Consider the following 19,290-nt stretch of genomic DNA (forward strand, 5'->3'; position numbering starts at 1 on the left):
AGGGATATTCAATCGATGTTCAGCGTTGTGCGTGCATCCATTCGTCTCCCGTTGGGGGCAGTCGACCGCAGCTTTTCATGAGGACCCAATTTTGAGAGGACATTCCAAAGTGCGCTACGCTTATGCCTTCACCGCAGCACTTCTACTCGGCGGAAGCACGATCGCGCTGGTGAACGGCACGCCCGTAACCGCGCAGACCGCGCAAAACGAGGATCATGTGATGCGCGCCCTGGCGCCCGCTGGCGCTCCCGTCAGCTTCGCCGATCTCGCCGCGCAGGTTTCCCCCGCCGTCGTCAACATTTCCACCAAGCAGACCGTGAAGGTGGAGCAGAACCCGATGGCAGGCCTGTTCGGCCAGTTCTTCGGCCGACGCGGACAGCAGCCGCAGCAGCCCAGCACGCAGGAAGCGCAGTCGCTCGGCTCCGGTTTCATCGTGTCCTCGGATGGCTATATCGTCACCAACAACCATGTGGTGGCACCGGGCAACGAGAATGCGACGGTGGATTCGATCACCGTCATCATGCCCGATCGCACCGAATATCCTGCGAAGCTCGTGGGCCGTGACGAGGCATCGGACATTGCCGTCCTCAAGATCGACGCGGGCAAGACTCTTCCCTTCGTGAAACTGGGCGACAGCACCAAAACCCGTGTGGGCGACTGGGTGATGGCCATCGGCAATCCGCTGGGCCTTGGCGGCACCGTCACGAGCGGCATCGTGTCCGCGCTCTACCGCAATGTCGGTCAGGGCGGCGTGGACACGGGCGGCGCCTATGATCGCTTCATCCAGACGGACGCTGCGATCAACCAGGGCAATAGCGGCGGACCGATGTTCAACCTCAATGGCGAGGTTATCGGGATCAACCGCGCGATCCTGTCGCCCACAGGCGGCAGCGTAGGCCTTGGTTTCGCGACGCCGTCCGAAGTGGCTGCGCCGATCATTGCGCAGCTCAAGGAAGGCAAGGAAGTCGAGCACGGCTATCTGGGCATCCAGTTCCAGCCTTTGTCCGAAGACTTTGCCGCTTCCATTCGCGGTATCGACAACAAGAACGAAGGTGCATTCGTTCAGAGCGTCGTGCCCGGGGCATCCGCTGACAAGGGCGGTGTCGAAGCCGGCGACGTCATCACCGCAATCAACGGCCAGCAGGTTACGCGGGACAATACGCTGGCTTACATCGTGGCGAACATCCCGGTCGGCCGGACCGTCCCCGTGGATGTGATCCGCAATGGGCAACGCAAGCGCCTGAACGTCACAATTAGCCAGCGTCCATCCGATGAGGAACTTGCGAAGCTTGCGGGCGGTGACGAGCAGGACTTCTCCGAGCCCGACGAATCGGTGAACGAGCAGGCTGCCGAGGCCGATATGGGCATCGCTGTGCTCGATCTGACGCCGAACCTGCGCCGCCAGCTGCGGCTGGGTGCGGACACGCAGGGCGTGGTTGTGAACGGGGTTGATCCCAGCAGCGATGCGGCCCGCAAGGGTATCCAGCGCGGCATCGTCATCCTGTCGGTTGACGGACGCCCGGTGACATCGGCCGAGGCGTTCTCCAATGCGGTGAATGCGGCACAGCGTTCGGGCAAGGCAGCCGTGCTGCTTCGCGTGCAAGCGCCGGGCGGACAACAGCCGGTGTTCATTCCGGTGCGCATCCAGGGCGACTGAGCCCGCAGACGAAACAGTGACAGCAAGGCCCCGACGGATAGCGATCCGCCGGGGCCTTTTCTTATGGCGCGCCATCTGCCAATTCCCGGCCATCATCGGCGATGAAAGGCCCGGCGCATGGCAAGCGATAGCAACGAAGCGATCTTCATTGGCCAGAGCGAAGAACCGGATGGCGGGCATCCGCAGTTCCTGAATCTGAAGCGCGCCAATCGCCACGGGCTGATCGCGGGCGCGACCGGTACCGGCAAGACCATCACGCTACAGGGCCTTGCCGAAAGCTTTTCGCAGCAGGGCGTTCCGGTCTTTCTTGCCGATGTGAAGGGCGATCTGGCCGGTATGGCGATGGCAGGCTCACCCGATGGCAAGCTGCACGAACCCTTCACGAAGCGCGCCGCCGAAATCGGCTATGACGACTTCTCCTACGCCGACAATCCGGTCGTCTTCTGGGATTTGTTCGGCGAACAGGGCCATCCCGTCCGCACCACCATCTCCGAAATGGGTCCGCTGCTGCTCGGGCGGCTGCTGCAACTCAACGATACGCAGGCAGGCGTGCTCGAAATCGCGTTCCGCGCGGCAGACGACGAAGGCCTGCTGCTGCTCAATCTGGCCGATCTGCAATCGCTTCTGCAGTGGACCGCAGAAAACCGCGCCGATCTTTCGAAGAAATACGGCCAGGTCTCCTCCGCCAGCGTCGGAGCGATCCAGCGCGCCCTGCTCCAGCTCGATGCGCAGGGCGGCGCGCGCTTCTTCGGCGAACCGGCCATGGAAATCGCTGACCTGATGCGCGTGGAGGAAGACGGGCGCGGGCAGGTCAATATCCTCGCCGCGGACAAGCTGATGCAGAGCCCGCGGCTCTATTCCACCTTCTTGCTCTGGCTGCTGTCCGAACTGTTCGAGGCGCTTCCCGAAGTGGGCGACCCCGACAAACCCAAACTCGTCTTTTTCTTCGATGAGGCGCATCTGCTGTTCGACGATGCACCCAAGGTCTTGCTCGACAAGGTGGAGCAGGTGGTGCGCCTCATTCGCTCCAAGGGCGTCGGCGTCTATTTCGTCACGCAGAACCCTGTCGACATTCCGGAAGAGGTGGCAGGCCAGCTAGGCAACCGCGTGCAGCATGCGCTGCGGGCGTTCACGCCGCGCGATAAGAAGGCGATCCGGGCCGCGGCGGAGACCTTCCGCGAGAACCCGGACCTCGACGTCGAGACCGCGATCACGCAGCTGAAAGTGGGTGAGGCGCTGGTTTCCACGCTGATGGAAGACGGCGCGCCGTCCGTCGTGCAGCGCACGCTGGTGAAGCCTCCCCGTTCGCGCGCGGGGCCGCTGACGGCGAAGGAGCGCGCCATCATCCGCTCGATATCGCCTTTCGGCGACAAATATGATCACGAGGTGGACCGGGAAAGCGCGTCCGAAGTGCTCGCCGCCAAAGCTGCCGACGCCGCGAAAACCGCCGAGGCGGTGGAGCAAAAAGGCGTGGAAGAAGTTCGCAAGGAGCCGCGCCGAACGTCGTCCATCTGGGAAAAAGCGGGCAAGGCCGCAGTCGATGCGGCGGCGGCTTCCGCTGGCGGAATGATCGGGCGGAAGCTGTCCGGCCGCACCAGCCGCGCTGCGCCCACCAAAAGCGCCGCGGGTGCCGCAGCCGGAACGATCGGGACCGAGCTGGGCAAGGCGATCGGCTTTCCCGGCCTTGGCCGGTTTGCGCGCGGTCTGCTCGGTGGACTGATGCGCTAGCGCTAAAAAAAAAAACGGGACCCCGGTTTGCACCGAAGCCCCGCCTTTTAGTTAAAACTGCCAGCCTTAGCCTGCGTTCGCGGCCAGCCACTGGCGCGTCTGATCCATGATGCGCTGGCGGCGATCGAGCCGCGCCTTGATGATCGAGATCGTCTGGTCGACCGGCTTGCGGGCCTCCTCGCCCAGATTGGCCTTTGCATAGGCGTCCAGCTTGTCGATCGTTGCCGGGTCGTCCGAGCCCTGTGCGATGCGCGCGACGAAGCGGGACTGAGCGCTATTATCGACGATGCGATCGATCTCGACCGGGTGCGCCAGCGCGAAGTCGAGCGCCAGCTCCGGATTGTTCGCCGCCACGGCCGAGATGATCGACGCGCCGATGGTCGCGCCGGGTTCGTCGGTGATGGCAAGGTCCAGCGCTTTTTGCGCCAGCGCCGGATCCTTCACGCCGCCCAGGGCGCCGTAAAGTGCCGAGCGTTCGGTATAACCGCCTGCATTCTGCGCAAGCTGATGCAGAGTGTCCCAATCCGCCGCATCGGCATCGCGGGCGATCAGGCTGAGCCATGTGGTCTTCAGCGGCCCGTCCAGCGCGGTGGAATTCTTCGACAATTCGCCAAGCAGGCGCACTCGCTCCGCCTTGACCGACTCCAGCCCGGTGGAGCCGAGCACCGAGATCAGCGCGGGCCGTAGCAACGTCTCGCCTGCCGCCTCGCCATCGCGCACCGCAAATCCGATGCGATCGAGTTCGGGCGCATATTGCGTCTGGATCAGCTTGCCGATCTGCGCCTGCACGCCCGGCTCGCCGTCGAACATGCCATAGAGGCCGGACCAGGTGCCCAGCCCCTCTCCGAGTACCTTGGGATTGGCATCGGAAGGGATGGCCGCCGTAAGATCCAGCGCGGGGGCAAGCGGCTGATAACCGGTATAGGCCAGCGCGATATTGTCGTTCAGCAGGCCATATTGGTCGATCGGCTGCAGGCTGGCGAAGTTCTGCGCCAGCGTGGCGAGCTGTGGCGCCTGATAGAGCGAGCGATAATAGCCCGTCTGCCCGGCGTTGAGCAGCAGCGGACCGCAGCCCGGCACCGTCATCTGCGTGGACGGCCCCTCGGTCACGGCGCGCACCAGGGCACCGCCCGCCGTCGCCGCGTTGACCGGCACGTTCCAGCTCTGCGGATTGGCGGTCACTTCTGCGCGCCGATCCGATGAAAACTCGCTCTGGCGCAGTGTGACCAAGGTGTTGCCGCCCGTGCACTGCGCGTCCGTCACCTGGATCAGCGGCACGCCCGGCTGCAGCGTGAACTGATGCGCGATGCGCGTGAGGTCCGTCGCCCCGGCAGCTTCCACCGCGTTCCACAGATCGTCGGTGCGGGTGTTCTGATATTGATGCGCCTTGATGTAATCCTGCACGCCCTTGCGCCACACCTCGGCGCCGGCATAGCCCTCCAGCATTGCGATCACCGCCTCGCCCTTGGAATAGGTGATGGTGTCGAATGCCTGGTTGGTCTGCTCCACCGTTCGAATCTTCTGCACGATCGGATGCGTGGCGGCATAGCTGTCCAGCCCCATCGCCGCCTCTCGCGCGCTGACGCGGTCGATATCCGCATTCCATTCGGGATGCAGCGTGGCGGTGGTCTTGTTCTCCATCCAGCTGGCGAAGCCTTCGTTCAGCCAGAGATCGTCCCACCACGCCATGGTGACGAGATCGCCGAACCACTGATGCGCCATTTCATGCGCCGCGACCGAGAAGATCGACTGGCGGTTGCCCTCCGACGTGATCGTCGGATCGTTCAGCAGAATGCGCTCGAAGGTGAAGATCGCGCCCCAATTTTCCATCGCACCGAAGAACTGCGACTGGCCCGGCCCGGCAATGTTATCCAGCTTGGGCAGCGGATAGGGCGTGCCGAAATAATCATTGTAGAAGGGCAGGATCGCAGAGGCCGCATCCAACGCGTATTGTCCCTGGTCCGCCTTGCCCTTGCTCATCACGATGCCGACATCGGTGCCGCCCGCCTCGCGGTGGATGCGCTCGAAGTCGCCAAGACCGAAGAACAGCAGATAGCTGGACATGGGCGGCGTGGTGCCGAAGGTAACCTTCGACATGCCGTTGCCGACATCCTCGCTGGCCTTGATCGGCATATTGCTGAGCGGCATCTGGTCGCTCGGCACGGTCGCCGTCAGATCGAACACCGCCTTGTAATCGGGTTCGTCCCAGCTGGGCACGAAACGCCGCGCATCGGGCGCTTCGAACTGCGTGAACAGGCCGCGGCGCTGGGTGCCGTCCGGGTCCTTGTAGTCCAGAGCAAACAATCCGTTCGCCTGCGTGTTGATCTTACCGGTGTAGGGAATGTCGAGATAATAGGCGCCCGTGGGCAGGGTCTCGCCGAAATCGAAGCTTGCGGTCTGTGCGCCGGCGTCCAGCACAGCCTTCGCCCGGTGCGGCTTGCCGTCGGCGCCGTAGAGCGTCGCGCCGTCGATCGCGAGATCGGCCGCGTTCAGTACCAATGTATCGGTGGGCTTCACGATATCGAGTGCAATGCGCACCGCTCCGCCGAAAGTCAGCGCCTCGGCATTGGGCACCACCTGGATGCTGTAACGGTGCGGCACGGCGGTGCGCGGCAGCTGCGTGGGCAGGCTGGGATCGACGCTATCCGCCTGGGGCGCGGGCCGCGCGTCTGCGGCGGAACCTTGCGCCATTTGGGCCGCGGCGGGAACGGCCAGCGACAGCAGGGAAGCGGCGGCCAGTAGGCGGCCAGCGGGGCGGATCATGGACATGGGAAACGGCTCCGGGGTGGGCAGGCAATTGCGGCGAACCCTATGCCTACCCCCGCCGTCTCACAAGGCGGGATCACTTACCGAAATGTCGCTGGTCGAAACGCGTCAGTCGTCCGTCTTTGGGAAGAAATATTCCGAAATATCCTGCGCGATCCGGGTGGGGCGCAGCGTCTCGGCATCCAGGCAGCACCAGCTCGACTTCACCTCGGCCAGCACCTCTTCGCCGCGCTTGATCACCGTATCGTAGAAAGCGCGCGCGCCGTGCACCTTTTGCAAGATCACCTCGGCAAACACCTCGTCATTCAGGAAGGCGGGCTTGCGATAGGTGATCTCATGCTTCAGCGCGACCCAGAGATGCTCGGCAACCGCCTGGGAAGGCGCAATCTTCTGCCAATGCGCAACCACCGCGTCCTGCACCCAGGACAGGTAGTTGGCGTTGTTCACGTGCCCCATGAAGTCGATATCTTCAGGTGTGATGTCGATGGCGTGGCTGTGGCTTGCGGTCATGATACTGACAATAATGTCAGTCGCACATGAAAGATAGATGAAGGACGCAAGAAATCTGCGAAAAAACTTATCCGCGCCCTCGGTAAGAGGCAACGCCGGTGTCCGGCACCCACAAGCCGCGCGGGGCCTCTCCGCTCTGCCAGAACACATCGATGGGTATGCCGCCGCGCGGATACCAGTATCCGCCGATTCGCAGCCATTCGGGCTGCATTTCCTCGAACAGGCGAACGCCGATACCGACGGTACAGTCTTCGTGGAAGGCACAATGGTTGCGGAAGCTGCCCAGGAACAGTTTCAGCGACTTCGATTCGACAATCGTCTTGCCAGGCGCGTAATCGATGATCAGATGCGCGAAATCGGGCTGGCCGGTAACCGGGCAGAGCGAGGTAAATTCAGGCGCGGTAAATCGGACGCAGTAGAGTTGCCCGGCGCGCGGATTGGGGACATAATCCAGCTCCGCTTCGTCAGGCGACGAGGGAAGCGGGCTATCCTGTCCCAGGAAACGGGGTTTTGAATTTTCGGCCATGGCGGCATCCATAAAGGCGGGCAGGCCCATCTGTCATTCTCGAAAATCACGCGCACCGGCGGTTATGCTGCCGCTGGCGCTAATCGTGTATCCGCTGGCGCCAGCCGTCGCGCAGCAGAATAGCGGGCAGACCAACGATGCCAGCGGCGGCTTCCGGCTCGATCCGACGCCTGCACCCACACCGGCGCCGATCATTGCACCTCTGCCCAGCCCTTCGCCCCGTCCCGCCCCACTGAACGTTCCCATTCTGGACAAGGCGCCGCGCGCAACACCGACACCGGCGCGCCCTGCTCCCGCGCCGTCTCCTGCACGTATGCGTCCGGCCCCCACGCCTCCACCCCGACCTGCGCCTCCACCTCCGCCGCGCCCTGCACCGAGCCCGGCCGCGCGTCCCGCGCCTGCCCCTGCCGCACAGCCGGCTCAGATAGAAACCGCACCGCAGGCTGAACCGACGGCCCAGGCGACGCCGGAAACGATGCCCGCGGCAGGCCCGCCCGCGCCGGTGATCACACCGCCGCAAATCGCCCCGGATACATCTGCCGATGCCGTGCCGGTGCAGGAAGAACAGGGCAGCACCGACATTTTGAACATGCTGCCTTGGCTGGTGCCGCTGCTGCTAATTCTGGGCGTCGGCCTGATATGGCTTTTCGCCAGGCGAAAGGAGAAGCCGGGGGCTGCGTATGAAGCCGCTACTGCTCCTGCTGCTGCGCCGCCCCCTGCCCCGCCCAGCCAGACCGGGCCGCCCGCGCGTCTCCCCACACCTCCAGAACCGGCCCCCGCCCCGCCCCCGCCGCCGGCAGCGCCCGCACCGGAACGCGCTTCACCGCCCAGCGGAACGGTCACGTCCAGCGCAGGCGCCGCGGCCAGATCAGCGGGCGGGACGGTCCGCGCCTTCTCTGGCCTTACCGGAGCGCCGCCACCTGCGGCCCCCGCGGCTGCACCGGCCGGCCTTGTCACGACGCGTTTGTCGCAACCGGCCGCCGCCCGCCCGACGCTGCAAGCGCGGCTGGAAATCCTGCGGGCCGAACAGACGGCAACGCATTTCGAGCTTCACTACCGGCTCTGGCTGGCCAACACCGGGCCTGCGCCGGTCGACGGCGCGGTCCTGCGGCTCGACGCACTGCCCGGCGGACAGGATACGCAAGGACAGGTCGATCGCTTCTTCTTGCGCGAGGCATTTACCGGGCAAAGCGTCACCATCCCACCCATCGGCGCGGGCAGCCGCATGCCGGTAGAGGGCGAAATGCGCGTGCCGCTGGACAGCTCGTCCGCCTTCCGCATGAACGATCGCACCGTGATCATCCCACTCGTCGCCATCGATTGCGATTATCGCTGGCATGACGGCCAGGATCGTCTGCAAAACAGTTTCGTGATCGGCCGCGCCGGGGCTGCCGGTCAGGACAGGCTCGGCCCCATCCCGATCGATCCCGGCCCCCGCATCATCCAGGAAGTCGCCGCCAAGCCTGTCTGACGGCACGGTTGCGCGGGGAACCTGCATGCGCCTGCCGCGCTTTTGATCGGCATGGCCATCAAAACACTCATTCCTATTCTGGGCGATCAGCTTTCGCTCAACCTGCCCTCGTTGGATGGCATGAAGACTAAGGATTGCGTCCTCCTGATGATGGAGGTGGCGGACGAAACCGAATATGTCCGCCATCACAAGGCCAAGATCGCCTACATCCTCTCGGCCATGCGTCATCATGCCGCGCGGCTGGAGGATAAGGGCTGGACGGTCGATTACATCAAGCTCGACGATCCCGATAACAATGGCAGCTTTTCAGGGGAGCTTGCGCGCGCGATCGAGCGGCACGAGCCGGAGAGCATCCGGGTCACCGAAGCGGCCGAATGGCGCGTGCGCGAAATGCTGGAAAATTGGGAAGACCAGTTCGGCCTGCCGGTCACCATCTGTACCGACACCCGCTTCCTCGCCACCCACCAAGAATTCGAGGAATGGGCGGAGGGCAAGAAACAACTACGCATGGAATTCTTCTATCGGGAGATGCGCCGCAAGACCGGCATCCTGATGGAGGAAGACGGAGAGCCTGCCGGCGGCCAGTGGAATTACGATCAGGAAAACCGCAAACCTGCGCCCGGCGGCGATTTGCTGATGCCCCGGCCTATCCGGTTCCGGCCCGATAACGTCACGCAAGACGTGATCGCGATGGTGAACGAGCGGTTCGGGGATCATCCGGGCACCACCGAGAATTTCCATTTCGCCGTCACGCATGAAGAGGCGATGCGCGCACGCCGCCAGTTTCTGGACGAAGCGCTCCCCTGCTTCGGCGATTATCAGGACGCAATGCTGCGCGGAGAGCCGTTCCTGTGGCATTCGGTGCTGAGCCCCTACATCAACTCCGGCCTGCTCGATCCGGTCAATCTCTGCCGCGATGTCGATTCGCTGTACCGCGATGGCAAGGTGCCGCTGAACAGCGCGGAAGGCTTTATCCGCCAGATCATCGGCTGGCGCGAATTTATGCGCGGCATCTACTGGCGCGAAGGCCCCGATTATGTGGAGCGCAATTTCTTTGAGGCGGACCGCGATCTACCGCGTTTCTATTATGATGGCGAAACGGACATGGAATGCCTGTCCCAGGCTATCGGCCAGACGCTGGATTATGCCTATGCGCATCACATCCAGCGGCTGATGATCACCGGCAATTTCGCGATGCTGGCGGGGATCGACCCTAAACAGGTCCATGCCTGGTATCTCGAAGTCTATGCGGACGCCTATGAATGGGTGGAACTGCCCAATGTTCTGGGCATGAGCCAGTTTGGCGATGGCGGGCTTCTCGCGTCGAAGCCTTATGCCTCGTCGGGCAATTATATCGACAAGATGTCCGATTATTGCGGGGCCTGCCGTTACAATGTGAAAACCAAGACCGAGGACGATAGCTGCCCGTTCAATTCGCTTTACTGGGATTTCCTGGCGCGGAACGAGGACAAGCTGAGCGGCAACAGCCGGATGGCGCTCGCCTATCGCAACTGGGACAACAAGGAGACCGGCGAAAAAATCTCGCTGCGCGCAAAAGCCCGCGCAGTGCTGGACTCGCTCAATGAACTCTGAGGCAAGCCAAGGGTTTTCACCGCTCCGGTATGGCGCTAGTCCTGCCGGCCCACTCCAAAGCAGGAACGCGAATCGATGGACCAATTAGTTTCGACCGAATGGCTGGCAGGCGAAATGGGCGCGAGCGATCTGCGCGTGGTCGACGCAACCTATTTCCTGCCCGACGCCGGACGCAATCCGCGCGCTGAATATGAGGGCGGCCACATCCCCGGCGCGGTGTTCATGGACCTCGCCGAACTGGCCGATCCGTCGGGCGATCTTCCCAACATGCTGCCCAGCGCGGAAAAGTTTGCCAGCCGCATGCAGTCGCTGGGGCTTGGCGACGGCAGCCGCATCGTGCTGTATGACGATTCGCCGCTCAAGAGCTCAGCGCGCGCCTGGTGGATGCTGAACATGTTCGGCGCGCACTCCGTCGCCATCCTCGACGGCGGCCTTGCCAAATGGAAGGCGGAAGATCGCCCGCTGGAAACCGGCAAGCCCGATCTTCGCCATCGCCATTTCACCGTCTGGAAGGATGAAAAGCAGGTCGCCAAGAAGTCCGACGTGCTGGCAAACCTGCACGACAAGGGCGCCGAAGTGGTCGATGCCCGCCCCAAGGGTCGCTTCGACGGCACCGAGCCGGAGCCGCGTGAAGACCTGCCGAGCGGCCACATCCCCGGCTCGCACAGCACGCCGCATGGCCAGTTCTTCCACGAAGACGGAACCTGGAAGACCGGTGACGAGCTGAAGACGGTGTTCAAAGACGCCGGCGTCGATCTCGACAAGCCGATGATCACCAGCTGCGGCAGCGGCATGACGGCCGCCGTCCCGCTGTTCGCCGCGCATCTGCTCGGCAAACAGGATGTGCGCCTCTATGATGGCGCATGGTCCGAATATGGCGCGGACAAGGACGCTCCCAAGGCGACCGCATAAGCGCATCAAGAATACGAAATCCGTTCGGGCTGAGCTTGTCGAATCGTTGTCCTTCCCTCTAAGCCAAGGCCAAGAGGGAGCGAGGCAGCTGCTCGACAGGCTCAGGGCGAACGGAGTTCAAAAAATTGGCAGATAGCGGCTCGTCGAAAAAACCGGCCACGCAGCTTGTAACCGGCGGTCGTCGGCGCGAGTGGACGGGCGGGGCGGTGGTTAATCCGCCGGTCTGGCGCGGCAGCACGCATCTTTATGACAGCACAGCGGATCTGCGCGCCGCCAAAGGCCCGGTGCAGGAAGGCAAGTTCTTCTACGGCCGCCGCGGCGGCCCGACGCACTGGGCGCTCGCCGAAGCGCTAACCGAGCTGGAGCCGGGTGCGGCGGGAACTTATCTGTTCCCCTCCGGCGTGGCCGCCATTTCCTGCGCGCTTCTCGCCGTTCTGAAACCCGGCGATACGCTGCTGATGACGGACAATGCCTATGATCCGTCGCGCAGTTTCGCCGCTCAGTTTCTAAAACCCTGGGGCGTCACGACGCGCTGGTTCGATCCGCTCGCCAGCGTGGAGGAGATCGCGGCGCTGATGGACGGTGAGGGGGATGAAGGCCCGGCCGCCGCAATCCTGCTCGAAAGCCCCGGGAGCCTGACCTTCGAGGTACAGGACGTGCCCGGCATCTGCGCCGCCGCGAAGGAACGCGGCATGGTCACACTGCTCGACAACACCTGGGCGACGCCGCTGTTTTTCCCGGCGATCGAAAAAGGTATCGATCTCACGATCCTGGCCGGCACCAAATATATCGGCGGGCACAGCGACGTCATGCTGGGCACCGTCTCCGCAACGAAACGCTGGTGGCCTGCCCTGCGCCGTACCGCGTTCCAGTTCGGCCAAGTCATCAGCCCGGATGACGCCTATCTGGCCCATCGCGGACTGCACACGCTGGATGTGCGCCTGCGGCGGCATGAAGCGAACGCGCTCGCCGTGGCGCGCTGGCTCGCCGATCGTCCGGAAGTCGATGCCGTTTTCCACCCCGCGCTGCCCGGCTGCCCGGGCCATGAGACCTGGAATCGCGACTTCGCCGGATCGTCGGGGCTATTCTCCTTCGTACTGCACGATGTACCGACCGAAACCGCCGACGCCTTTATCGACGCGCTGCATCTTTTCGGCATCGGCTATAGCTGGGGCGGGTTTGAGAGCCTTGCCTTGCCGGTCGATCCCGCGCCGGACCGGACGGCGACGCGCTGGTCCGCCGGCGGACCGCTGATCCGGCTCAACATCGGTCTGGAAGATCCCGAAGACCTGATCGCCGATCTTGAACGCGGTTTCGCCGCGTTGCATGATCGCCGGGCATGAAGGACTTCGAACAATGGCTGGCTGATCTCGGTATCAGCGTCAATCTGGATGTCAGCACCGCGCTGATCGCCCTTGGGTTCATCGTCGCCGCCTGGATCATCGGTTGGGTTGCGGGCGCCGCTTTGGCGCCGCGCATTGAAAACTTCGTCCAAAATCGGCTGAAGCAGGATGAACATCCGCAGCGCTGCAAGCGGATCGAGCGCGTGGCCCGTTTCCTGATTGCCGCGATCCTTCTGTTCATTCTGTTCCAGTCTCGCAATTGGGGCCAGCTGTCGATCGCGCTGATCGGCCTCAACCTTGCCGCTGCGTCCACCCTGGTCATCAACCGGGCGATCCGCTTTCTCCACATGCCGCAATGGGCCGCGCTGCTCTTGTCCGGCGCGGTCTTCCTATTCGTCGTCAACGGCCTGATCGAGGGGTTACAGGGGATTGAGCCGCTCAGTCACGAGCTTGACCGGATCGGCTTCGATGCCGGCAAGACGCGCGTGTCCGTGCTCACGGTGCTGCAATGGGCCATCACCGGTATCCTGCTGTTTGCCATGGTGCGCTTCGTCAATCGTCTGACGCGCCACTTTATCGAAGGCGCCAACCGCTTCGATCCTGCGCAGAAACTGCTGATTGAAAAGCTAGCCGGCATCGCCGTCATAATCGTCGCCTTCTTTGCAGGCATCGACTTTCTGGGGATCGATCTTACCGCGCTCGCGGTCTTCTCCGGCGCCTTCGGCCTCGCCATCGGTTTCGGCTTCCAGAAGACCTTCGGCAACCTGATCTCGGGCATCATCCTCCTGATGGACCGCTCGATCAAGCCGGGAGACGTCATCGCGGTGGGCGACAGCTTCGGCTGGGTGAACAAGATCGGCGTGCGCGCGGTTTCGATCGTCACGCGGGACGGCAAGGAGCATCTGATCCCGAACGAGATCCTGATGACGGAAGAGGTGGAGAACTGGAGCTATTCCAGCAAGAATGTCCGCGTCCGCATTCCGGTTGGCGTGTCCTACAATTCGGACATGGAACTCGTCGTAAAGCTGATGGGCCAGGCTGCTGAGGAAAGCCCGCGGGTGCTCGATCTTCCCAAGCCTAATATCTGGTGGATCGGCTATGGCGACAGCAGTGTCGATTTCGAGATTCTGGTGTGGATCAGGGACCCTGAAGAGGGCGTTGGCAATGTGCGTTCGGATGTGCTGAGGCGCCTCTGGTTCCTGTTCAAGGACAACGGCATCGAAATCCCGTTCCCGCAGCGCGACATTAATCTGCGCAATCCACCGGCGGAGATTATCGAACGGCTGGCAAAGGCGCAGGCGCAGGACCGCGAGGGGCCGCCCGCGCCCGCCGACGGCTGATCCGATCAGCCTTCGGCGAGGGCGTCGATCGTCTTTGCCAGCCTCACGTCCTTTTCGCTGAGACCATCGCAATCATGCGTCGTCAGCGTGATCTCCACCTTGTCGTAAACGTTCGACCATTCGGGATGGTGGTCCATCTTTTCGGCATGCAGCGCCACGCGGCTCATGAAGCCGAAGGAACCCACGAAATCGTCGAACTGAAAGGACTTCGTGATCGCATCGCGCTCGGCATCGTGCGTCCAGTCCGCTAGCTCGGAAAGGGCGGTCTCGCGCTGGCTGTCGCTCAATTTCTGGACCATCGGTCATCTCTCCGGCTTGGCATGGGGGTGCGTCCATGCGTAAATCGCGCGATGGAGGAGCGTCAAGCAGGGCCTGCGATCAGCATCGAGAAGCTTGCCTGCCTGCGCGGCCAGCGGCTGGTCTTTTCCGGCCTGGACTGGCGGGTGGAACGCGGCACCTTGGGCTTGCTGACCGGACCGAACGGTGCCGGAAAATCCAGCCTGTTGCGCATCCTCGCCGGGCTGTTGAAACCTGCCGCGGGCCGGGCCGACATCACAGGCAGCGTCGCGCTGGCGGATGAGCGCCGCGCCTTCGACCCGGAATCGAGCGTCGAAAAGGCATTGCGTTTCTGGGGCGCGATCGACGGACGCAGCGCCTCCGATACAGCCGGGGTTCTGGCAGAATTGGGTCTGGACACGCTCGCGGAGGTGCCAGTGCGGATGCTGTCCACCGGGCAGACCAAACGCGCGGTGGCCGCGCGCGCCCTGCAATCGGGCGCGGACATATTGTTGATGGACGAACCGATGAACGGGCTCGATCAGCCGAGCGCCGAACGGATGGCCACCGCGCTCGCACGGCGGATCGCGGGGGGCCAGACGATCATCATTGCCTCGCATATTCCGATTGGCCTCGAGCCGGCGACGACCCTGAACATGAGCCCGCCCGCATGAACGCCGTGCGCCTGATCGCGCGCGATCTTCGTCTCGCCTGGCGCGGGGGCGGCTTGTGGCTGCCGGTGCTGTTCTTCTTGGGTGTCGCCATCCTTTATCCCTTCGCCGTCGGCCCGGATCTGAAGCTGCTGCGCGCCACCGGCGGCGCGATGCTGTGGATCGCGGCCCTGCTCGCCGCGCTGCTGCCGATCGAACGGCTGGTGCGTCCGGACCTGGAAAGCGGTCATCTCGATCAACTGGCGCTACGCGGCTGGGCGGACGAGACCATCGCCGCGCTCAAGATCGCCGCGCACTGGCTGGGCTTCGGCCCGCCGCTGCTGGTGGCCACCGTGATCGGCGGGGCGCTGTTCGATCTTGACGGAGATACTCTCGGCACGCTGCTGGCTGGCCTTGCCATCGCCACGCCCGCGCTCGCCGCCTTGTCGGTCACGATTGCCGCGCTCACGGCGCGCGCAGGCGGCGGAGCGGCGGGGCTGATGCTACTGCCGCTCGCCATCCCCGTTCTCATCTTCGGAGCTGGAAGCCTCGATCCCACCGCAGCCGGAGCCTTGCCGTTGCTGGCGGCGGTGAGTTTGGGACTGACCGTGCTGGCCCCGTTTGCGGCGGGAGCGGCCCTGAGAGCGTTGCGAGAATAGCGACTTCCCGCTCTTACAAAGAAATCAGATGCCGCCGTCCACGGGATCGAAGCCAAGTTCGCGCAGACCTGCCTTCAGCGCTTCCATACAGGCATCGAGTGAAGCCTGCTCGGTGGAGCGAACGACGAAATTGGCACCGGTGCGTCCTTCGCGAAAGAACGGATAGCTGCCGATCTGGCAATCTTCATGCGCCTTCTCGGTCTCGCGCAGAAGTTCGGCCACCTCGCTTTCAGCCGTCCAGCAGCCGATCTGCTCGGCGATCAGCGGCGCGCCGCCTTCCAGCGTGCCGGTCAACGCATCGAGCATGCCCGCGGTGATGTGCGGCACGCCGGCCATGATGAAGATATTGCCCAGCTTGATACCGGGCGCGCCGCTCATCTTGTTCGGGATCAGTTCGCCGCCGTCCGGCACGCGCGCGATGCGCAGGCGGCCTTCGTTGATGCCGCCCTTCGTCTCATAATAGCGCTCCAGCGTCGCGCGTGCTTCGGGATGGATCACCACCTCCACGCCCAGTGCCGCGGCGATCGCGTCCACCGTGATATCGTCATGCGTCGGGCCGATACCGCCGGTCGTGAACAGATAATCGTTGCGCGCGCGCAGAATGTTCACCGCCTCTGCGATCGCGTCCATATCGTCGGCAATCACGCGCACTTCGGCCAGCCGGATGCCCTGCACTTGCAGCCAGGTGGCGATCTGCGCAATGTTCTTGTCCTGCGTGCGGCCGGAGAGAATTTCATCGCCGATCACGATCAGCGCGGCGGTCCATATGCGGGAAGCGGTCATGGCGCGCACCCTAGCCGTACCATCGCGTCTCGCAAAGCGGTGCTTTGGACGCTATATGGGTGGGCATGGACCAATATATTACCGTCGACCCCGAACAGGCCGCCGTCCCGCGCGACGGCACGATCAAGCTGCATGGAGAAGAAGGCTTTGCCGGCATGCGCCGCGCAGGCCGCGCCGCCGCCGAAGTGTTGGACGCGCTCGTACCTCATGTGGTGCCCGGCGTTACGACCGCGGAGCTGGACGATATCGTGCGCAAACATATGCTGAGCCTGGGCGGCGTGCCCGCCACGCTCGGCTATCGCGGTTTCACGCACAGCTGCTGCACCTCGATCAACCATGTGGTGTGTCACGGCATCCCCAACGATAAGCCGCTGAAGGATGGGGACATCATCAATATCGATGTCACCATCATCATCGACGGCTGGCACGGCGATACGAGCCGCATGTTCCTGGTCGGCGATGTGCCGCTCAAAGCCAAGCGCCTGGTCGATGTCACTTATGAATGCCTGATGATCGGCGTCGACATGGCGAAGCCTGGCGTTCGTCTCGGCGATATCGGCGCGGCGATTCAGCGTCATGCGGAAAGCCACCGTTTTGGTGTGGTCCGCGAATTCTGCGGCCATGGTCTCGGGCGTCTGTTCCACGACGCGCCGGAGGTGGTCCATGCGGGCAAGCCCGGCACCGGCACGGAGCTGCGCGAAGGCATGTTCTTCACGATCGAGCCGATGATCAATCTGGGCAAGGCGGGCGTGAAGATCCTGGACGACGGATGGACCGCCGTAACGCGCGATCGCAAGCTTTCCGCCCAGTTCGAACATTCGATCGGCATCACCGCCGACGGCTGCGAGATATTCACCGAGAGCCCCAAGGGCCTGCACAAGCCGCCTTATTGATTTTGCGCGATCCATCCTTGTCGCAAGCCATTGTGCCCGTTAGCGTTAAGGCGTGAGGTACGTGCGACAATGCGATTGAGATTCTGGGGTCTGCTTGCTCCGCTGGCACTGCTGGCCGGCTGCAATTCGAATGAAGAAAAGAGCGGCGCGTCCGCGCCGACGTCGCAGGCTGTCGCGGCGACCCAGATCGATGGCGATTATCTTGCCACCGGCGGTGATGGCACCAATTGGGCTGCGATCGGCTTCAATTATTATGAGCAGCGTTATTCGCCGCTCGATGCAGTAAACCGCGGCAACGTCTCCAATCTCGGCATCGCCTGGACCGCCGACCTGCCGGAAGGCGAGGTGCCCCACTCCACGCCTATCGCAGCCGATGGCAAGATTTACATTACCACGCCGCGCTCTCGCGTGTTCGCGTTCGATGGGGCTTCCGGCAAACAGTTGTGGAGCTTCAATCCCGGTCTGGCCCAGCCCAAGGCGGGCGCAGACACGTCCGATGTTGGGAATCAGGGCCTCGCGATCTGGAAAGGTCGGCTTTACCTCGCCACGCTTGACGGGCAGCTGATCGCGCTCGATGCCATCACGGGTGCGCAGCTCTGGCGCGTGCAGACAGGCGGTGAGGCGGGCACCTATCGCATCACCTCCACGCCGCGCATCGTGAAGAACATGGTGATCATCGGCAGCGGGCGCGCAGGTTCGGGCGGACGCGGCTATGTGTCGGCTTACGACACAACCGATGGCACCCTGCGCTGGCGCTTCTACACCGTGCCGTCACCCGGCGGCACCCCGGACAAGGCATCGAGCGACGCCGTACTGGGTACTGCCGCGCAGACATGGGCGCCCACATCGCTGGCAGGCGCAGCGGGCGGTTTCGTGACCGACGCCATCACCTATGATCCGGATCTGGACCGGCTCTATGTCGGCGTCGGCGCTGGCCCCGGTTCGGACGGCAATGGCGGCGACCGGCTGTTCCTGTCCTCGATCATCGCGCTCGATCCCTCGGACGGCGAGTTTCTCTGGCAGTTCCAGGAAACGCCCGGAGCGCGGCCATCCTTCGGTGCAAGCCAGCCCTTCGTTCTGGCCGATCTTCCGGTTCCGACGCCCGCGCCAACGCCGACCGAACAGGCCAGTCCTCCGGCCAGTCCGCAGGCAAGCCCGTCACCCAGCCCGACAACGCAGCCTTCGCCACAACCCGTGCGCAAGGTGCTGATGCAGGCGTCGGATAACGGCTTCTTCTTCGTGCTAGACCGTCAGAACGGCAAACTGCTTTCGGCTACCCCGCTGTTCGACCGGCAGGGCTGGACCGAAGGGTATGACCTTTCCACCGGCCGCCCGTTGAAGCGCGCCCCTTCCGTGGGCGGCGCGGAGAAATCCTCGGCGGCGCGCAGCCTGGCCTCCGCCGAGACCCCGCGCCCGAATTTCCCGCCGGTCGACCCGCAGCGGGCACCGCGCTGGATGAGCTTCAATCCCATGACCGGCCTCGTCTATTTCACCTTGCCGCGATATGCCGATCCCGCACAGGACGACGAAGGCGAACAGACAACCCCCGCCCCCATCGGGCCGCGCTGGACGCCCGAAGGCGCGAAGATCGTCGCGTTCGATCCCGTGGCAGGCGAAATTCGCTGGTCGCGCGATCTGTCAGCGCCGCGCAACGGCGGACCATTGTCGACTGCCGGCGGACTTGTGGTCATCGGCACAGGCATCGGCCGCTTCGTCGCGCTCGATGCGATGACCGGTGAGACGCTCTACAATCGCGATCTTGGATCGGGCATTGTGGCTGCGCCCAGCACCTTCCTGATCGATGGCGAGCAATATTTCGCGGTGCTGACCGGCCTGGGCGGCGAATATGACTGGGCGGCGCCTGAAAGCCAGCCCGTCGCCATGCTGGAGGGCGAGCGGACAGGCTACACGCCCGGCTGGCTGCTGCGCGTTCCCTCGAAGCCGCGGCTTGTGCTCCTGAAACTTGGTGCCAACGGACAGGTCGCGGCGGTCCCAGGCCCCGCGCCGTCGCCCACGCCCCAGCCCACTCCTGACGTCGCAGCGACACCAACGACCGCGCCCGGCGCCGGGACCACGGAACCGCGCCGCCGATGATGCGCTTCATTCCTGTGCAGTTGAGGCGTCGGCACTATGATAAGCTGCTGCCACGCCGGACCGAAACGGACCCGATGCGGCCGGGACAG

At 63.9% G+C, this 19,290-nt stretch carries 16 protein-coding genes; 11 read left to right on the plus strand and 5 right to left on the minus strand.

From position 1 onward, the window contains the following. The first annotated feature begins 109 nt into the window (after window positions 1–109). A complete protein-coding gene (locus H7X45_RS08895) occupies window positions 110–1,657 on the plus strand; it encodes a Do family serine endopeptidase (RefSeq protein ID WP_187334549.1) in 1,548 nt (515 codons plus the stop codon). Between the two features lie 117 nt (window positions 1,658–1,774). After that, complete coding sequence (locus tag H7X45_RS08900) at window positions 1,775–3,385, plus strand: helicase HerA-like domain-containing protein (protein ID WP_187334550.1); 1,611 nt, start codon at window positions 1,775–1,777, stop codon at window positions 3,383–3,385. Window positions 3,386–3,451: 66 nt separating this feature from the next. Here H7X45_RS08900 and H7X45_RS08905 read toward each other — a convergent pair whose 3' ends face one another. The 3 genes from H7X45_RS08905 to queF form a co-directional block, all read right to left on the minus strand. Then, on the minus strand, window positions 3,452–6,154 hold the full coding sequence (locus H7X45_RS08905) for a M1 family metallopeptidase (protein WP_246449413.1): 2,703 nt from the start codon (window positions 6,152–6,154) through the stop codon (window positions 3,452–3,454). A 105-nt stretch (window positions 6,155–6,259) separates the two neighbouring features. Beyond that, window positions 6,260–6,661 (minus strand): acyl-CoA thioesterase, encoded by a 402-nt coding sequence (locus H7X45_RS08910; RefSeq protein WP_187334551.1) that lies wholly within the window; start codon window positions 6,659–6,661, stop codon window positions 6,260–6,262. 67 nt (window positions 6,662–6,728) lie between these two features. Further along, window positions 6,729–7,187 carry a preQ(1) synthase gene (gene queF / locus H7X45_RS08915; RefSeq protein WP_187334552.1) on the minus strand — a complete coding sequence of 153 codons (459 nt, stop codon included), beginning with the start codon at window positions 7,185–7,187 and terminating at the stop codon, window positions 6,729–6,731. A gap of 475 nt (window positions 7,188–7,662) precedes the next feature. Here queF and H7X45_RS08920 point away from each other — a divergent pair, with 475 nt between their 5' ends. The 5 genes from H7X45_RS08920 (at window position 7,663) to H7X45_RS08940 (ending at window position 13,846) form a co-directional block, all read left to right on the plus strand. Then, on the plus strand, window positions 7,663–8,658 hold the full coding sequence (locus H7X45_RS08920) for a hypothetical protein (RefSeq protein ID WP_187334553.1): 996 nt from the start codon (window positions 7,663–7,665) through the stop codon (window positions 8,656–8,658). Between the two features lie 51 nt (window positions 8,659–8,709). Further along, the gene (locus tag H7X45_RS08925; protein WP_187334554.1) at window positions 8,710–10,251 is read left to right on the plus strand and encodes a cryptochrome/photolyase family protein; all 1,542 of its coding nucleotides are present in this window, start codon (window positions 8,710–8,712) and stop codon (window positions 10,249–10,251) included. 75 nt (window positions 10,252–10,326) lie between these two features. Then, window positions 10,327–11,163 carry a 3-mercaptopyruvate sulfurtransferase gene (gene sseA / locus H7X45_RS08930; protein WP_187334555.1) on the plus strand — a complete coding sequence of 279 codons (837 nt, stop codon included), beginning with the start codon at window positions 10,327–10,329 and terminating at the stop codon, window positions 11,161–11,163. Window positions 11,164–11,288: 125 nt separating this feature from the next. Beyond that, window positions 11,289–12,506, plus strand: a complete 1,218-nt coding sequence (gene metC, locus H7X45_RS08935; RefSeq protein WP_187334556.1) for a cystathionine beta-lyase — start codon at window positions 11,289–11,291, stop codon at window positions 12,504–12,506. Continuing rightward, a complete protein-coding gene (locus H7X45_RS08940) occupies window positions 12,503–13,846 on the plus strand; it encodes a mechanosensitive ion channel family protein (RefSeq protein ID WP_187334557.1) in 1,344 nt (447 codons plus the stop codon). Before metC ends, H7X45_RS08940 begins: the two co-directional genes overlap by 4 nt. Before the next feature lie 5 nt (window positions 13,847–13,851). On the opposite strand, the gene H7X45_RS08945 is transcribed toward H7X45_RS08940, so the two are convergent. Then, window positions 13,852–14,145, minus strand: coding sequence for a 4a-hydroxytetrahydrobiopterin dehydratase (locus H7X45_RS08945; RefSeq protein WP_187334558.1), 294 nt, complete (start codon window positions 14,143–14,145; stop codon window positions 13,852–13,854). 51 nt (window positions 14,146–14,196) lie between these two features. On the opposite strand from H7X45_RS08945, the gene H7X45_RS08950 reads away from it, so the two are divergent. Further along, entirely contained in the window at window positions 14,197–14,796 is a 600-nt protein-coding gene (locus tag H7X45_RS08950) for an ABC transporter ATP-binding protein (RefSeq protein WP_187334559.1), read from the plus strand. After that, on the plus strand, window positions 14,793–15,431 hold the full coding sequence (locus tag H7X45_RS08955) for a heme exporter protein CcmB (protein ID WP_187334560.1): 639 nt from the start codon (window positions 14,793–14,795) through the stop codon (window positions 15,429–15,431). Before H7X45_RS08950 ends, H7X45_RS08955 begins: the two co-directional genes overlap by 4 nt. 24 nt (window positions 15,432–15,455) lie before the next feature. On the opposite strand, the gene H7X45_RS08960 is transcribed toward H7X45_RS08955, so the two are convergent. After that, a complete protein-coding gene (locus H7X45_RS08960; protein ID WP_187334561.1) occupies window positions 15,456–16,214 on the minus strand; it encodes a competence/damage-inducible protein A in 759 nt (252 codons plus the stop codon). 65 nt (window positions 16,215–16,279) lie between these two features. Here H7X45_RS08960 and map point away from each other — a divergent pair, with 65 nt between their 5' ends. Together map and H7X45_RS08970 are read left to right on the plus strand one after the other, a co-directional pair. Next, the gene (gene map / locus H7X45_RS08965; protein ID WP_187334562.1) at window positions 16,280–17,107 is read left to right on the plus strand and encodes a type I methionyl aminopeptidase; all 828 of its coding nucleotides are present in this window, start codon (window positions 16,280–16,282) and stop codon (window positions 17,105–17,107) included. 69 nt (window positions 17,108–17,176) lie between these two features. Beyond that, window positions 17,177–19,201, plus strand: a complete 2,025-nt coding sequence (locus tag H7X45_RS08970; RefSeq protein WP_187334563.1) for an outer membrane protein assembly factor BamB family protein — start codon at window positions 17,177–17,179, stop codon at window positions 19,199–19,201. Window positions 19,202–19,290 lie beyond the last annotated feature (89 nt).

Source organism: Novosphingopyxis iocasae (assembly GCF_014334095.1).
Classification (GTDB): domain Bacteria; phylum Pseudomonadota; class Alphaproteobacteria; order Sphingomonadales; family Sphingomonadaceae; genus Novosphingopyxis; species Novosphingopyxis iocasae.

Coding starts and splice junctions, on each gene's coding strand:
- H7X45_RS08920 (WP_187334553.1), top strand. CDS start 7,663: ATGCCCGCGGCAGGCCCGCCCGCGCCGGTGATCACACCGCCGCAAATC.
- H7X45_RS08970 (WP_187334563.1), top strand. CDS start 17,177: ATGCGATTGAGATTCTGGGGTCTGCTTGCTCCGCTGGCACTGCTGGCC.
- H7X45_RS08925 (WP_187334554.1), top strand. CDS start 8,710: ATGGCCATCAAAACACTCATTCCTATTCTGGGCGATCAGCTTTCGCTC.
- H7X45_RS08960 (WP_187334561.1), bottom strand. CDS start 16,214: ATGACCGCTTCCCGCATATGGACCGCCGCGCTGATCGTGATCGGCGAT.
- H7X45_RS08905 (WP_246449413.1), bottom strand. CDS start 6,154: ATGTCCATGATCCGCCCCGCTGGCCGCCTACTGGCCGCCGCTTCCCTG.
- H7X45_RS08950 (WP_187334559.1), top strand. CDS start 14,197: ATGGAGGAGCGTCAAGCAGGGCCTGCGATCAGCATCGAGAAGCTTGCC.
- queF (WP_187334552.1), bottom strand. CDS start 7,187: ATGGCCGAAAATTCAAAACCCCGTTTCCTGGGACAGGATAGCCCGCTT.
- H7X45_RS08955 (WP_187334560.1), top strand. CDS start 14,793: ATGAACGCCGTGCGCCTGATCGCGCGCGATCTTCGTCTCGCCTGGCGC.
- H7X45_RS08945 (WP_187334558.1), bottom strand. CDS start 14,145: ATGGTCCAGAAATTGAGCGACAGCCAGCGCGAGACCGCCCTTTCCGAG.
- H7X45_RS08940 (WP_187334557.1), top strand. CDS start 12,503: ATGAAGGACTTCGAACAATGGCTGGCTGATCTCGGTATCAGCGTCAAT.
- H7X45_RS08900 (WP_187334550.1), top strand. CDS start 1,775: ATGGCAAGCGATAGCAACGAAGCGATCTTCATTGGCCAGAGCGAAGAA.
- map (WP_187334562.1), top strand. CDS start 16,280: ATGGACCAATATATTACCGTCGACCCCGAACAGGCCGCCGTCCCGCGC.
- sseA (WP_187334555.1), top strand. CDS start 10,327: ATGGACCAATTAGTTTCGACCGAATGGCTGGCAGGCGAAATGGGCGCG.
- H7X45_RS08910 (WP_187334551.1), bottom strand. CDS start 6,661: ATGACCGCAAGCCACAGCCACGCCATCGACATCACACCTGAAGATATC.